The sequence below is a fragment of the Phaeovulum veldkampii DSM 11550 genome (assembly GCF_003034995.1).
Classification (GTDB): Bacteria; Pseudomonadota; Alphaproteobacteria; order Rhodobacterales; family Rhodobacteraceae; genus Phaeovulum; species Phaeovulum veldkampii.
The window spans coordinates 1-13,511 of record NZ_PZKF01000021.1; the positions used below are offsets into that span (position 1 = coordinate 1).

Sequence of the window (13,511 nt, forward strand, 5' to 3'; positions counted from 1 at the left end):
TTACGGTGTCTGCTAGAATGGTCATCGCTTGGCGCTCCATGTGCTTCAACATGGGGCGACTGTCGCAATTCATTCAGGGCGGATCATTGGACAAGACGCGGGGCGATTTTGTCAGGCTTGCGCCTTACCTTGCATCCTTTAGCAGGCTATCCGTCAAGTCTCTGATACCACTTGATAAACGCCTCATCAGAATTCGGATTGTGTATCTGGAACGCGGCAACAAATTCCATCATCGGAATGCCGTTTTGCCTTGCAAGGGCCTTTAGCTTGCTTCCGGCCTCATGCCTTATCTGCGCTTTTGATTTGGGCGTCACGCCTCCATCTGCCAGCGCGATAAGATCGGCAATCGCCGTTAGGCTGTCATATGCTGCCGCCACATGGCTAGATAAACTGTGATCCGGTATCATGCTGTCTAAATGCTTTAAGCGTTCGTCATTCATTGCCTCGAACAACTGCCCCGCTAATTTCTCCGCCCTGCGGGAAAGATCGCCCCCAAAGCGGGCAATCCCTTGGGGTTCTTTGCGCGCATTGTTTGAATTCACTCTTGGGCTATTGGGAAGTTCAACCGCTCTCATATAGTGCTGCATGATCCGAAGCGCCTGCGGGAAAACAGACTTGGGCGCATTGACGCTTTGCAGCGCCTCGATTGTCAGGTTTGCCACCTTGCGCCTGAATTCGGTTTCCGTTTTTTCCAGATCGTTCACCCATCCGCCTTGGGTGACGATCAAGACCTTTGCAGGCTGACCGCCACGCCCATCGCTGCCGTTCATGCGCGCGCCTCCAGCTTCACCACGTTATCGGGCAGGGCGTCCGGGTTCGTGCCGTTGACGATTGCCAGCAAGCGACGCTCCCAAGCCTCTAGGGCGTGCTGCCGTTCATCCTCAAACCCGTGTTGATCGTAAACCGCGACGATGCCGCGTTTCGTGTGACCGATCACAAGTTCCGCAATGTGTGGCGGCACCTTACAGGCGGAAAGCCCGGTGCGCATGGTGCGCCGCAAGTCGTGTGGCGTCCACCGGCCCCATGGGTCAACCTGCTTTGCACCTAACGCCCCGTGGGCGCGTTCTACGGCCCGTGCAAGGGCTGCATTGGTGATCGGCTTTCCCGGTGTAGCTTCAAAGATAAAGCCCGCCTGCGGTGCCTTCCTGCGCGTCTGTAAGCGTTCAAGTTCGGCCTTGGCTGCCGCGATGATTTCCAGCGCGGTATCGGTCAGGTAAACAGATTGCGTCGTTTCGGTCTTGCCGCGTCTGGCTGCCGGGATTGTCCAGATACGCCCGCTGATTTCCTTGGCGTGCATTCCGGCAACCTCGCCCGGCCTCTGGCCCGTCACCAGCACCAACTTTAGGGCTAGCGCGGTGATCCGGTGAAGCCCGGACGTTTCCACATTGGCCCAGAATGCTGCGATTTCGTCCGCATCCAGCACGCGGCCCCGCGCGACGCTCTTTAGCGGATCGCGTTTCCCGGCCACCTTGATCGCCGAAGGTTTAAGCCCGGCCACCGGGTTCGCCGGTATCACGTCACGATCCGTTGCGAAGTCCAGTAACTTGCGCGCATAGGCCAGCAGGATCGCCGCTTGGCGCGGTGCCGTGGCTGCCTTGGCCTCCACCGCCTCGATCACATCACGCCGCCGCACATCGGAAACTTTCATGGTGCCGATTGCCTTGACCAGATCGCCGCCGATCAACGCCCGGATTGCGCTTTCGCTTTTCAGCCCCGCCGCGTGTAGCTTTAGCCAATCGTCCGCAAGTTCCTTGATCGTGGGTTCCTCGCGCCGCCGCTGCCTCTCTGCTAAAGGATCAACGCCGGTATTGATCCCGCGTGTAAGGTTCTGCGCTTCCGCCCGTGCTGCCTCTAGCGACCATGTGGGCCAATCGCCAATTGTCTTGCGACGCTGCCGCCCGTCAACGTTATATTGTAACACAAAGGCTTTGCCGCCTGCCGAAGTGATCCGCAGCCCAAACCCGCGCGGTGCGTCCCGGTGATCGTCAAAGATAAACCGCTGCCCCGTTGCCGGTGCCTCTGCCTTGGCAATCGTCCCGGTCTTTCCGTCTGTCAGTTTTGGCATTTCGATACCTCCAAAGGGTTAGTGACAAATCCGGTGACAAATGCCACCTGCGGTTGATTTCGGGCATGATCGCCGGGAAATCCCTCGCAAAGCATCGGTCAATCAATCGGTCATCGGCAAAACCTTGTCACCGGATTTGTCACCGTTTGTAACTGTTGTCACTGTCGCTGACTGTCACAAACTGTCAATTGTCATACACCTAACGTCACGCAAAAACAATACTTTGCGCGCGTCGATCACGGAATTTGTCACTAAATCAAGGGCCTAAAATGGGCCAAAAAACCGACTGTTAATCAATTGGTCTTAGGTTCGATCCCTACCGCCGGAGCCAAAAATCCAATGAAATCAGGCACTTAGTAGCTGACCGTTTTTGTCAGCGTCCGACGTCCGAGAGCGTCCAAATTCGGACGCTGCGCCGCGGTTGCGGTTTCGGATGCGTCGGTTTCGCGGTTCAGCCGGTAAAGCTGGCCGATCAGCGCGTTTTCGGTGACGCGCTGGCTCGTCTCGGCCAAGATGATTTCGGCGGCCTGGCGCCGCGTCAGGCCCTTGGTTTCCGTCAGGTGCAGGGCGCGCAGCAAGACGGCGTCTGTCCAGATCGAGGTCATGCTGCGATATCCCGTTGCGCCGCGTGGTTCGTGGCTGCGGTGGCTGCGGTGGTTGCCTGTCGGCGGCGCTGTTCGGCCAGCGCCTGCTGTGCGCTGAGCCGCATGGCGGCGGCCAGGATGCGCTGCCAGCGCCGCGCCCGTTGCTCTGGCGGCAGCCCAAGCACGTTTGATATGTGCTTGGGGTAGTATCCCAACGCCACGGATGCCTCGGACAGCGATGCAAAGCGCAGCGGGCCGATCGAGATGGCGCGCTCCCGGTTGTTGCGGGGCCGCTTGCCGCCTTTCCCCAGGGCGATGAAATCGGCCCTGCCTCGGTTGATCTGGCTGTAAACCGTGCCGATGCTGACCCCGAAATGATCGGCGCAGGCCCGTGCTGACGGAAACACCTGCCCTCGGACGCGGACGGAATATGACATGATCACTCCTCCGGAGCGGGCAGCATCAGCGGCCGCTGGGCCGCGATGGCGCGAGGTTTGGCAGGCTTTGGCGCGGGCTTGGGTGCACGCGCGGCCTTCATGGCCGCCGCGATTTCGTCGAGGTGTTCGACATCAAATCCCATGTCGACGGCCGTGGTATATTCGACCTCGATCTTGAGGGTGTGCCGCCCGGCCTTGCTGGTGGCGGTATAGCTGCGCAACCGCGCCCGCCCATCCGCGTAGAGCATGAACGTTGCCATCACATACGCCCCGGCATATGCATCGACATCCTGCGGCAAGTGTCGCAGAGCCGGTTGTGCGCGCCTTCTGAACGGAAGATGTTTCCGCAGCACAGGCATCCTTGCTGGCGCCAAGGGATCTGGCGCCCATAGGCGTGAGCAGAACCACGATCGCGAGGGCAGTGGCAGATGGCTTGGTCGTGCGCATCGGGAGGGGACTGTATCTACTGCCCGACAGCGAGCCGGACCTGCATGAGGGGCTGATCGAGATCGCCAAGCTCGCACCCAAGGCCGTCATCTGCCTGACCTCGGCACTGTCCTTTCATCAACTGACCGACCAGCTGCCACGGCGGGTGTGGATCGCCATCGGTGCCAAGGACTGGGCACCGAAGATCGAATACCCCCGCACCCGCATCGTGCGCTTCCGCGAGCCCTACCTGACGAATGACATCGAGACTCATTGGATCCGGGGCGTGGAGGTGCGTGTCTATTCCATCGCCAAGACGATTGCTGACGCATTTCGGAACCCGAAGCTGCTCGACCGATCCGTTACCATCGAGGCGATGAAGGCGGCGCTGGGCGCGAGGAAGGCCACGGCTGGCCAGCTCGCGACAGCCGCGCGCGAGAACGGGGCATGGAACCAGATGCGCCCGTATCTGGAAGCACTGGCATCATCAGGATAATGGCGCGGCAAAGGATGCCGAGCCAATCTTGTCTACGTGTTCATTTTTGCGTATCTTGAACACAGCAGACGGAGGCGACCATGTCCCAAACCACAACGATGACGGTCCGTATCAGCGGCACACTGAGCGAGTTCGTTGCGTCGAACGTGGGCGAGAACGGGTCCTACGAGAACATCAGCGAATACGTCCGCGACCTGATCCGGCGCGACAAGGAGCGGGCCGAGCGGGAGGCGTTTGATCGTCTGAAGGCGGAACTGACGCGCGCCTTCGCAGCACCAGAAGAAAGCTATCGCCCGTTGACCGCTGCCGAGGTGATCGCCCGGAACCGAGGCTGACGACGTGGCCATTCGCATCCAGGAGGCCGCATCGCTGCGGCTTGACGAGATCTACCGCTACACCCGCGACCGCTGGGGCGCCGAGCAGGCGGATCGGTACATCACTGAGCTCTTCGCGGCGTTCGACCAGATCGAAAGCCATGGCATCACGTCACGCCCAATCCCGGCGGAGTTCGGAGTTGATGGCTTTTACTTCCGGCACGCGCATCATTTCGTGTACTGGCGGCGTCTGTCGAACGGGGATGTTGGCATCGTGACGATCCTGCAAGAGCGGATGCATCAGATGGACCGGTTTCGTGAGGATCTTCGTAAGCGGCGTCTCCGACCCATTGAATTGATGTGTTCCTGACGCGTGACACGCCTGCGAGAAGGCCTTCGTGAGCAGATGGAGGTCTTGCATGGCGGATGGTGGTGAAGGGTTCATGGGGCGGTGCGAGGTTGTCGAGCCGCGTCGGCGGGGCAAGCGGCAGTGGCCAGCTGAGGTCAAGGCGCGGATCGTCGCCGAGAGCCTTCAACCGGGTGCCCGGGTGGTCGATGTGGCGGCGCGCTATGACATCCTGCCCCATCACCTGTCAGATTGGCGTCGGTATGCGCGGCAGGGTCGGCTGGCACTGCCGGGTGAGCTGATGGACGGGCTGCCCACATCTCCCGGTTTGGCGGTGGCGGCGCCTGCCTTTGTGCCGCTGTCCATTGTGCCCGATCCTGTGGATCACCCTGTGCCTTCGACAGCCGTTGCAGCACAGGGTGGTTCCGGGGTGATCACGATCGAGGTCGGGCCCGATCTGCTGCTGCGTATTCCCGGCGATGTTGCGGTGGAACGCGCGGCGGCGCTGGTGCAGGCACTGCGGGTGGCGTCGTGATCGTCGCGGGGCAGCGGCTGCCGATCCTGATCGCAACGCGGCCGGTGGATTTCCGGTGTGGGCATCAGGCGCTGGCGTTGATGGTGCAGACCGAGCTGAAGCTTGATCCGCATTCCGGGGTGACGGTGGTGTTCCGCTCGAAGCGCGGGGACAGGTTGAAGATCCTGGTCTGGGACGGCACCGGGATGGTGCTGATCTACAAGGTGTTGGAACAGGGCAGCTTCGCCTGGCCGAAGGTTCAGGATGGGATGATGCGGGTGTCTCGGGCGCAGGCGGAAGCCCTGTTCGAAGGTCTGGATTGGCGCCGGACAGTTGCGCGCCGGGTGCAGGCCCCGACTGCGGCAGGATGACTCACCCGGTGAGTTTTGTCTTTGTTTTGTTGGGCTTTCTGTCCCGGATCGGGTAGGAAAGCGCATGTCGCAGACCTTCGATCTCAGTCAATTCCCTGACCTGCCGCCCGAGGTGGTAAAGGCCTTTGCGGCGGTTCAGTTCGAGCTTTCGGTCGAACGTGCGGCGCGCCAGCATGAACAGGCGGTGGTGGCCGAGAAGGAGGCCTTCATCGTCGAGCTCAAGGAGTTGATCGAGAAGCTGGAAGGCCAGGTTCAGGATTACCGGCGCACGAAGTTCGGACCGAAATCGGAAAAACTGGAGCCCGCGCAGCTGGAACTGGCGCTGGAAGATCTGGAAACCGCGATTGCCGAGACACAGGCGCAGATCGCGGATGTCGAGGATAAGATCGCTGCCAGCGAACGTGATCCCGAGAAGCACAAGCCGCGCGCGCCCCGCAAGGCGCGGGCGCTGCCCGAAAGTCTGCCGCGTGTCGAGCGGGTGATCGAGCCGGCCAGCATCCTGTGCCCCTGCGGCTGCGGCGACATGGTCCGCATCGGCGAGGACCGGACCGAACGACTGGATTACATTCCCGCGCGCTATCAGGTCATCGTCACGGTGCGCCCGAAATACGCCTGCCCCAAGGGGCGTACAGGCGTGGTGCAAGCCAAAGCCCCCGCGCATCTGCTGGAAGGCAGCTTGCCGACCGAAGCGCTTCTGGCGCAGATCGCCGTGTCCAAGCATTCGGAACACATGCCGCTGAACCGGCAGGCCGTGGTGATGGCGCGGCACGGGGTGCCGATCGACCGGTCGGTTCTGGCCGACTGGATGGGCCGCACGGGTGCCCTGATCGCCCCCGTGGTGGACCACATGGCCAAGCAGCTGAAAGCGGACAGCACGCGGCTTTATGTCGATGAGACCACCGCCCCGGTGCTGGATCCGGGGAAGGGAAAGACCAAGACAGGCTACCTTTGGGCGGTCTTGCGTGATGATCGCGGCTGGGGCGGGACCGCGCCGCCCGGTGTGGTGTTCCATTACAGGCCCGGGCGGAAGGGCGAATATGCCGCCGAAATCCTCGAGGGGTTCAACGGCACGATCCAGGTCGATGCCTATGGCGGCTACTCCCATCTGGCCACGCCGAAACGCACGGGGGGCAAACCGTTGCAGCTGGCTTTCTGCTGGGCGCACGGGCGACGCAAGCTGATCAAGGCCAAGCCCCAGAAGGGCTCCCCCATCGTCGACGAGGCGCTCCTGCGCATCGCGGCACTTTACAAGCTTGAGGATGCAATCCGTGGGTCCGACCCGGACCACCGCCGGGCCGTTCGGCAGGAGATGTCCCGCCCGCTGGTTGACGAATTCTTCACCTGGCTGAAGGCGCAGGCGGCCCGCGTCTCGCGCAAGTCGGATCTCGGCAAGGCAATGGCCTACATGCTGAAACGCCAGGATGGCTTCCGGTTGTTCCTTGACGATGGCCACGTCGACATCGACTCCAACCTGGTGGAAAACGCGATCCGCAGCCCCGCCATGAACCGCCGTAACGCTCTGTTCGCAGGCCATGATGAGGGCGGAAAAAACTGGGCCCGCTTCGCCAGCCTGATCGGCTCCTGCAAGATGAATGGCATCGAACCCTATGCCTACCTGCGCGATCTGTTCACCAAACTGGCCAACGGTCATCTCGACAAGGACATCGACGCCCTGATGCCCTGGGCCTACGCCCAGCTGACCGAGGGCTCATAAAGACCTCGTCTCGTAGTCCCTGACGAGCTACCGACTGCCCTCCGCCTCATCCCATCGCGACGCCGCGCAAGTGCGAAATCAATGGGTCGTGGCCACCGCATACGGATCTTCCGAAGTGACGGATGCCTCCGGCGACGATTATCCGCACCCTCGATGGGGGGCTCGTAAAACGTTGACCAGGTGTTGACAAGAATTTGGAACGACAAAAGCCGAGCGTTTAGCTCGGCTTAGAAGTCTTTGATAAGACAGCAAATTTTGGTTGCGGGGGCAGGATTTGAACCTGCGGCCTTCAGGTTATGAGCCCATGGACGGGGAAAACTGAATAATCAGCGAAACCAGCGACTTACGAGGCAAGCCTTTGTTCTGGCGTGATTTTCGTTCTCGCAAGTATCAGCGTTCGCACGGATTCACACGCAAGACCGGCACGAAGCCCGCAGTCGCAGGTTGATGTGGTGTTGATGTAGCCCACGCGCCCTCCCCGCAGATCATAATCGCAGACCGTCTTGTCAGCCTTCATTTCCGATGTTCCTGCAGCCCAAGCTCGACCCACATCCAGCCGAAATCGTACTCGGCAATCGGCCCCTCGCCATGCCCGGCGCTGCGGTTCTCCAGCATCTTCAGCCAGTCGATGACCTTCGCACGCCCCGCGGCCGTCCGGACAGCCTGGCGCGGTGACTTTCCGCCCAGCGCCGGGATCGGCGCGTCCAGCGTTTCGCGGTAATGCTTGTCGAGGTGATCCCGCATGAACTGGCGCGCGATCTCTGGTGGGATTTCGTCGGCTTCCTTGCGCGGCCCGTCACGCTGTTGGTCGGCGCGCATCTGCTCCACCGTCCGGATCGTGGTCAGCGGTGCCCGCAGCAGATCCCCGGCGGCCGCGCTGATCAACGTCTGGACCTTGGCCGCCCGCTCGGCCGAATTGACGGTCACAAGCAGCGTCTTGCCCTTTAGTTCCACGGAACCCAAGACAGTAGCCCCCTCCATCTGCGTGTCCAGCATGATGCTGCCGCCCGCCTTGCCACCACGCTCCTTCCTCGCTGCCAGCCAGTTCCAGAACTTCGCCCCCTCGGGCTGGAAGTCCTTCACCCGGTCCAGCCGCTCGGCCACCGCCTTCTGCGTGACGCCGCTGGTGAGCGGGTAGCGCAGGTCGTGGAACAGCACATCATCGCCGTCGGAATTGCTGAACTGCGGCTGTTCCGGAGTGAGAGCGCGGTCGATCTCGATGAACAGCCAGGCCGAGGTGAAGATGGGTGCGCAGCCCATCAACTGATCGTGCGAAAGCCGCAGCGCATCTCGTTTCTTCAGCTTCAGGGCATCGCGAAGCCCGGCGAAAAGAAAATCCACCGCCTCAGCCCGGAAGGGCAACAGCGCCCCGGAGATGACATGGTGATCGCGCTCGGGCACCACACGCACAGCGATCCGGTCCCATTGCTTCAGCGTGCGCGTGGCGGATTTCTCTCTCACCATGACGGGTGCGGCATCCGACAGCAGGTCGCGCAGCACCATAGACGTCCCGGGCTGGACATCGCTGACTTCGTACAGGCTGACCGGCGCATCCCGCAGCGCGGCGAAATAGGCCCTGTTCAGCACCGTTTCCTTCCAGCCGCGGCGTTTCAGATAGAGATCGACGATGTTGCCGTCCTCATAGCGCTGGCCAAGAAAATCCTCGAACCCGCACCCCCAGAGGACGCCTGACCATTGCTCACCCAGCAGGTCGGCCAAGCCGTCCTCGTCGATCTCGAATTCTTCGAGCGCGGGCATCAGGTGTTCGGCAACAACAGCCTGCAGCCGGTCGCGCCAGTCCCCTTCCCGGCCGATGAAGGCCAGAAGGCCAGTAATGTCGTTGCGCTCAGACATTTCTTCCTCGGAACCGATAGGTACTCATGCCTCAGCTGGTAGCACTGGAAGACTGTGCGGAAGAGTTCCTGCCAAGGCGTGTGCAATAGCCTCAAAAGTCCGAACCCATGACGCAAAATCATCAGGACCGACGGAGCTTCCAAGGTTTAAAGCATGAGCAATTGAGTTTCGTGTCTCCATAAAGTCGTTCAGCCAAACAAGAAATTTTCCATGAACCTTACCGCCATCCTCCTCCCCAAAGCACACCTTCATCTTCTCATGCTCTGAAATCTTCGAGCAAACATTTTGCAAATCACAAACGGAAAAGACTGCGTTAATCTCTCCTGGCCGCATATTGTTCTCATTGTGAATAAGCGTAGAGTAGATGTCTTGAGTTACATCTCCCCCTAGAAAAGCCCAGACTGCGTCGAACTTGGCCCGTGAATCGCTTGATATATGATCTAAAGATAGGGGCGTACCTCCAGTATCAATCCTTGCACGAGCCAAGTGTTCAAGCGTTCGCTTCCAAGCAGTCGCAGTAAGCTTTTTGGGAAGCCGCCGAGGATCGACAGTTCTTGAAACCATGTCCCTTGCAAACTGACGGCCCATCTCCCGCACGAACTCTTCAAATGTCGCGGCAAGTAGTAGGGTCGACGAGTTGACAGATGCAATTCGTGTCTTCGGTGATTTACCGCCACTGTGTGCGGCACCGACCAATTCTGATAGTGCCGCCAGGTCTGCCAAGAAGTCCTCGGCAATCAGATCGTAGGAGCTGGTCAAAGTGACCTCACGAAGCTAGAAGAATTTTCTGGAGCAGGTCAATTCTGTCCTTTACAGACTCCGCTGTATTTCCTCGACCAATGAGAACTTCGTACTCCACACCGCTATCTATTACTTCTTTCATTCTTGAAATAACTTTGTCTCGGTTCTTGACAATCTCGTCGCGGCGCAGCCAATTCCTATTTGCAGCAACCATTGCTGCATCGTAAATTGCCGCCGACACCCTCTCTCGGCCATCTGCCCTCGACGGCACTGCAAACGGATTTTTCCCAAAAAGATCATACAAGAATTTAAATTGCTCCCTGAACTCCTTCTTTGCCAAATCAGCCTTCTCTGGAGTCAACCGGACCTCCATCGCGCGATCAAGCATTGACTTCATTGAGCCACGGATATTATCAGGGTCTCTAAGTGCAAAATACCTCAGGACCAGCTCGCAGTCTTTCATTGTGCTGTAGAGATTGTTTTTCTGCCGCTCAGGATTTATATAGTAATCCTCGGGATCCTTCTCAGTGTAGGCGGGAATACCGAATACTTCGGTGAATAGAGAGTATCGGCTCAGCTCTACGATTGCATCGTTGAAGGGGCCGGGGTTTTGCGCATTTCGCAGCTCTTGAGCATTGAGCTTCATTCCACCCGTATTTAGGCGATCGAATACTAAACGACGAATGTCAGTCAGCGCCAAGGTGCCCTGACCAGAAATTTCCGACTCGCTCTCCATTAATAGAACAATAGCAGAGATGCTTGCCCTATCTAAGGTTCTCTTTACTCGGGGTGGGGCCTTTGGATAACGAATCCCATTCAGAGGGGACAGCACCTTCAAGCCGACCAAAGCAAACGAGCCAGAAAAGAACTCACGTATCGTGTTGAGTCTCTGTTGACCGTCCATAACTTCATAGCGCGCAGCATCGCTTTCGTAGAAGAATACTGGAGGTATGGGGATATTGAGCAAAAGCGACTCGATAAGCCTCGACTTCTGTGCAGTTGTCCAACGCAGTCTGCGCTGATACTCCGGGTGAAGATTAATCGCCTCTTTTCGGTCAATCATATCCCTAATTTGAGGCAGCAGAAAGTTATTCGTCTGATACACAACTCGAAAGGCGTTTCTCGCCAGAAACTCGTCAGGATCTCTGTTGTCGACAACAACCGACATTTCATCGGCGTCTTCAACATCTCCAAGATCAACATCAACGGTCATTGTACATGCCTTTCAGGTGCGGTACTTTTTTGCTAAGTTAGTCCGTTACAATGGCGATCGTCTAGCCACATCACATTTCTTCTAGAAAAATCCCTTGGCCCACCTTGCCGCGACATACTGCTGCAACCACCTTCGCCGCCGTGAGTGCGTTCAACGGCTGCATTCACTGAACGAGCGTGACCGCAAGCACCCTAGGTGCGTACTGACAGGCGTCGTTATCCACAGCTTCGTCTCTCCCACCCACTTGCTCCGAATCGAAGCCCGCGTCAGGGTGCACGCTTGAGGAGAGCAGCCCTCAACCAAAAGCATAACAGGTCTATCGGAACACCAGTCGCTCTGACCGAAGGTGCCTTGGCGCCTCTCGTGTCGTTGCGCCCGATCACTTAACCCGTGCCGCCCCTGGCACGGGCTGCATGCGGTATGAGTTCGGCCCGTCCTCGGTTCATGTGAGGATGATTTGTCATGGCTCTGCCGCCCCGCGTTTACTACACCCTTCAGGAAGTCACGGCCCGTTGGGGCTGCAACATCGCCGATGTCGCCGGATGGGCCGATGCAAGCCGGTTCCGGATCCTGACCGGCATCCCCGCCATTCGTTGCGGCGACGAGGTCGTCGCGGGAAAGGTGGTGCTGTCCCCGATGGAACTGCTGCCTCTGTTCCGCCGCTGCGGCACGGGCCCGACTGAAGGCGTGATGCGCCGCATCCAGCCCATGGGGCGCCAGGACTGGTTGCTGATCACCGATCCTGCAGGCGGAATTCCCGTCGCCGTGGCGGACATGCTGATCCTAGCCGAAGAAGTGCATGCCTTCGAGGAAGAGAACGACATGGTGCGGCGGGTGGCGGCGGGGCCAGGTGCTGCCACACCCTACGATTGGGAGGGCATGAACATCGCCCTGATCGTGCGGATTCATGATCATGGTCTGCCCGCCACCCAAGCCGAGCTGGTTGCCGAGATGCAGGACTGGTTCGCGGATCGGTCGGACGGCAAGAAAATGCCCGACAGCCGTTCGATCCGGCGGCGGATCACGCCGATATGGAGGGCGCTGCGACGGGAGGACGCGTGATGACGAGGGTCCGCGCTGGCCCGGGTCAGGCGGTCTTTCGGCCGCCCTGATCGTCGGCGTCATGGACCAGCCGGGGCTTCGGCCGGAAGGCGCTGGCGACAGCGTCCACCCCGGCGCGCAGGGGCGAATCCATCAGATGGGCATAGCGCAGGGTGGTCTGCATCTGGCTGTGACCCAGAAGCTTGCCGATCATTTCCAGCGAAGCCCCGCCGCTGACCAGCAAGGACGCAAAAGTGTGGCGCAGGTCGTGGATCCGGACATCCTGCAGCCCGCACTGCTTCTGGACCTGCGCCCAGAACCGCCGAACCTCCTGAACCGGCTGGCCGGGCGTGTCGCCGGGGAAGAGCCACGGCGATCCCTTCGGGACCAGCAGCTGGCGCTGGCGCACGATGGCGGCGGTCTCGTCGGAAATCGGCACGCGGTGGGCGCGGCGCTGTTTCGTCATGGTGGGCGGCTTCGACCAGCTCATGTGTTCGAGGTTGAACTGTTCGAACCGGGCCTGCCGCACCTCGCCCAACCGTGCGCCGGTCAGCATGCACATGCGGATGATGTCGGCCGCGCGCCGGTCCTCAGCCGCATCCAGTACGGCGGCGAGCTTGGCGATCTCGTCCTTGGAGAGAAACCGCTCGCGCGGGGTCTCGGTGCGGCGGTGAAAGCGCTGGGCGGGGTTGTCCTCGCACCAGCCCCACTGGACCGCCAGCGTGAACATCTTGCGCAGCACCTCGCCGATCCGGTTGGCGCGCACCGGCGTAGGCTTGGCCCCCTGCAGCTTGCGTGCCCGGTTGTTGGGCTTTTCCTTGTGCGGTCGCGCCCTACCCTCGGCGATCTTGGTCAGCAGCTTGTCGACGTCGGTCGGCGTGATCTCCGTCACCAGCTTTCGGCCCCAGGCCGGTTCCACCATCTTGGCTAGCGCCGACCTCTGGTCGGCCGCGCTGCGGGCGGAGAGTTTCGGCAGATGCTCGGCGCAGTAGCGTTCGATCAGGTCAGTCACCCGCGGGGCTTCGCGCTTTGCCTCGCGCTGGCCCAAGGGATCAGCCCCGGCGTCGATCTCGCGTCGCAACTCCTTGGCCCGCTCCCTTGCAGCCGACACCGACCATTCCGGCCAGCGTCCGAAGGTCATCCGGCGCTGGCGCCCCGCATGGCGGTAGTCCAGCGTGAAGGCCCGTCCGCCACCGCGGTAGATGCAGGCGGCAAAGCCCCGGACGTCGGTGTCGAAGATCTGATAGTCCCGCCCCGGCACCGGCTCGGCGTCGCGCAGCACTTTTTCGGTCAGCTTGATGCGTTCGGGCATGGCTTCGGTCCTTCTTGCATCCGACATGAGGCGTGGTTTCGCCTGACTATCAAGGCAAGCATGACGCGCCGCGTGGCGGGGAG

General features: G+C 60.4%; 16 protein-coding genes. 7 read left to right on the forward strand and 9 right to left on the reverse strand.

The genetic code is table 11. The features are described 5' to 3' along the window. Window positions 1-146: 146 nt before the first annotated feature. The 5 genes from C5F46_RS10065 to C5F46_RS10085 form a co-directional block, all read right to left on the reverse strand. On the reverse strand, window positions 147-770 hold the full coding sequence (locus C5F46_RS10065; protein WP_107325223.1) for a hypothetical protein: 624 nt from the start codon (window positions 768-770) through the stop codon (window positions 147-149). Beyond that, the gene (locus C5F46_RS10070) at window positions 767-2,065 is read right to left on the reverse strand and encodes a tyrosine-type recombinase/integrase (protein WP_107325224.1); all 1,299 of its coding nucleotides are present in this window, start codon (window positions 2,063-2,065) and stop codon (window positions 767-769) included. The genes C5F46_RS10065 and C5F46_RS10070 overlap by 4 nt, the downstream gene beginning before the upstream one ends. Window positions 2,066-2,418: 353 nt before the next feature. Then, window positions 2,419-2,670: a hypothetical protein gene (locus tag C5F46_RS10075; RefSeq protein ID WP_107325225.1), complete on the reverse strand. Its 252-nt coding sequence runs from the start codon at window positions 2,668-2,670 to the stop codon at window positions 2,419-2,421. Then, a complete protein-coding gene (locus C5F46_RS10080; RefSeq protein ID WP_107325226.1) occupies window positions 2,667-3,086 on the reverse strand; it encodes a hypothetical protein in 420 nt (139 codons plus the stop codon). Before C5F46_RS10080 ends, C5F46_RS10075 begins: the two co-directional genes overlap by 4 nt. 2 nt (window positions 3,087-3,088) lie before the next feature. Next, complete coding sequence (locus tag C5F46_RS10085; protein ID WP_133618536.1) at window positions 3,089-3,346, reverse strand: hypothetical protein; 258 nt, start codon at window positions 3,344-3,346, stop codon at window positions 3,089-3,091. Window positions 3,347-3,447: 101 nt separating this feature from the next. Between C5F46_RS10085 and C5F46_RS10090 the strand changes: the two genes are divergently transcribed. The 6 genes from C5F46_RS10090 (at window position 3,448) to tnpC (ending at window position 7,267) form a co-directional block, all read left to right on the forward strand. Continuing rightward, window positions 3,448-4,008, forward strand: a complete 561-nt coding sequence (locus tag C5F46_RS10090) for a type IV toxin-antitoxin system AbiEi family antitoxin domain-containing protein (protein WP_268935660.1) — start codon at window positions 3,448-3,450, stop codon at window positions 4,006-4,008. 80 nt (window positions 4,009-4,088) lie between these two features. Next, window positions 4,089-4,343, forward strand: a complete 255-nt coding sequence (locus C5F46_RS10095; protein ID WP_107325228.1) for a ribbon-helix-helix domain-containing protein — start codon at window positions 4,089-4,091, stop codon at window positions 4,341-4,343. Window positions 4,344-4,347: 4 nt separating this feature from the next. Then, window positions 4,348-4,692 carry a type II toxin-antitoxin system RelE/ParE family toxin gene (locus tag C5F46_RS10100; protein ID WP_107325229.1) on the forward strand — a complete coding sequence of 115 codons (345 nt, stop codon included), beginning with the start codon at window positions 4,348-4,350 and terminating at the stop codon, window positions 4,690-4,692. A gap of 49 nt (window positions 4,693-4,741) precedes the next feature. Next, complete coding sequence (tnpA, locus tag C5F46_RS10105; protein ID WP_107325230.1) at window positions 4,742-5,203, forward strand: IS66-like element accessory protein TnpA; 462 nt, start codon at window positions 4,742-4,744, stop codon at window positions 5,201-5,203. After that, window positions 5,200-5,553: an IS66 family insertion sequence element accessory protein TnpB gene (gene tnpB, locus C5F46_RS16630; protein WP_107325231.1), complete on the forward strand. Its 354-nt coding sequence runs from the start codon at window positions 5,200-5,202 to the stop codon at window positions 5,551-5,553. Before tnpA ends, tnpB begins: the two co-directional genes overlap by 4 nt. 64 nt (window positions 5,554-5,617) lie before the next feature. Beyond that, the gene (gene tnpC, locus C5F46_RS10115; protein WP_107325232.1) at window positions 5,618-7,267 is read left to right on the forward strand and encodes an IS66 family transposase; all 1,650 of its coding nucleotides are present in this window, start codon (window positions 5,618-5,620) and stop codon (window positions 7,265-7,267) included. A gap of 513 nt (window positions 7,268-7,780) precedes the next feature. Here tnpC and C5F46_RS10120 read toward each other — a convergent pair. Genes C5F46_RS10120 through C5F46_RS10125 form a run of 3 tightly spaced genes read right to left on the reverse strand, consistent with a single transcriptional unit; the run spans window position 7,781 to window position 11,075 of the window. Continuing rightward, window positions 7,781-9,121, reverse strand: coding sequence for a hypothetical protein (locus C5F46_RS10120; protein WP_107325233.1), 1,341 nt, complete (start codon window positions 9,119-9,121; stop codon window positions 7,781-7,783). 24 nt (window positions 9,122-9,145) lie between these two features. Next, the gene (locus tag C5F46_RS16435) at window positions 9,146-9,880 is read right to left on the reverse strand and encodes a HEPN domain-containing protein (RefSeq protein WP_133618541.1); all 735 of its coding nucleotides are present in this window, start codon (window positions 9,878-9,880) and stop codon (window positions 9,146-9,148) included. A 7-nt stretch (window positions 9,881-9,887) separates the two neighbouring features. After that, complete coding sequence (locus tag C5F46_RS10125; RefSeq protein WP_107325234.1) at window positions 9,888-11,075, reverse strand: DUF262 domain-containing protein; 1,188 nt, start codon at window positions 11,073-11,075, stop codon at window positions 9,888-9,890. Window positions 11,076-11,537: 462 nt separating this feature from the next. Here C5F46_RS10125 and C5F46_RS10130 point away from each other — a divergent pair, with 462 nt between their 5' ends. Then, window positions 11,538-12,137, forward strand: a complete 600-nt coding sequence (locus C5F46_RS10130) for a hypothetical protein (protein WP_107325235.1) — start codon at window positions 11,538-11,540, stop codon at window positions 12,135-12,137. Between the two features lie 25 nt (window positions 12,138-12,162). Here C5F46_RS10130 and C5F46_RS10135 read toward each other — a convergent pair whose 3' ends face one another. Continuing rightward, the gene (locus C5F46_RS10135) at window positions 12,163-13,428 is read right to left on the reverse strand and encodes a tyrosine-type recombinase/integrase (protein ID WP_107325236.1); all 1,266 of its coding nucleotides are present in this window, start codon (window positions 13,426-13,428) and stop codon (window positions 12,163-12,165) included. Window positions 13,429-13,511 lie beyond the last annotated feature (83 nt).

Bases quoted from the DNA above. Each gene is read 5' to 3' on its own strand.
- C5F46_RS10065 (WP_107325223.1), bottom strand. From the start codon at position 770: ATGAACGGCAGCGATGGGCGTGGCGGTCAGCCTGCAAAGGTCTTGATC.
- C5F46_RS10070 (WP_107325224.1), bottom strand. From the start codon at position 2,065: ATGCCAAAACTGACAGACGGAAAGACCGGGACGATTGCCAAGGCAGAG.
- C5F46_RS10075 (WP_107325225.1), bottom strand. From the start codon at position 2,670: ATGACCTCGATCTGGACAGACGCCGTCTTGCTGCGCGCCCTGCACCTG.
- C5F46_RS10080 (WP_107325226.1), bottom strand. From the start codon at position 3,086: ATGTCATATTCCGTCCGCGTCCGAGGGCAGGTGTTTCCGTCAGCACGG.
- C5F46_RS10085 (WP_133618536.1), bottom strand. From the start codon at position 3,346: ATGGCAACGTTCATGCTCTACGCGGATGGGCGGGCGCGGTTGCGCAGC.
- C5F46_RS10095 (WP_107325228.1), top strand. From the start codon at position 4,089: ATGTCCCAAACCACAACGATGACGGTCCGTATCAGCGGCACACTGAGC.
- tnpA (WP_107325230.1), top strand. From the start codon at position 4,742: ATGGCGGATGGTGGTGAAGGGTTCATGGGGCGGTGCGAGGTTGTCGAG.
- tnpC (WP_107325232.1), top strand. From the start codon at position 5,618: ATGTCGCAGACCTTCGATCTCAGTCAATTCCCTGACCTGCCGCCCGAG.
- C5F46_RS10120 (WP_107325233.1), bottom strand. From the start codon at position 9,121: ATGTCTGAGCGCAACGACATTACTGGCCTTCTGGCCTTCATCGGCCGG.
- C5F46_RS10125 (WP_107325234.1), bottom strand. From the start codon at position 11,075: ATGACCGTTGATGTTGATCTTGGAGATGTTGAAGACGCCGATGAAATG.
- C5F46_RS10130 (WP_107325235.1), top strand. From the start codon at position 11,538: ATGGCTCTGCCGCCCCGCGTTTACTACACCCTTCAGGAAGTCACGGCC.
- C5F46_RS10135 (WP_107325236.1), bottom strand. From the start codon at position 13,428: ATGCCCGAACGCATCAAGCTGACCGAAAAAGTGCTGCGCGACGCCGAG.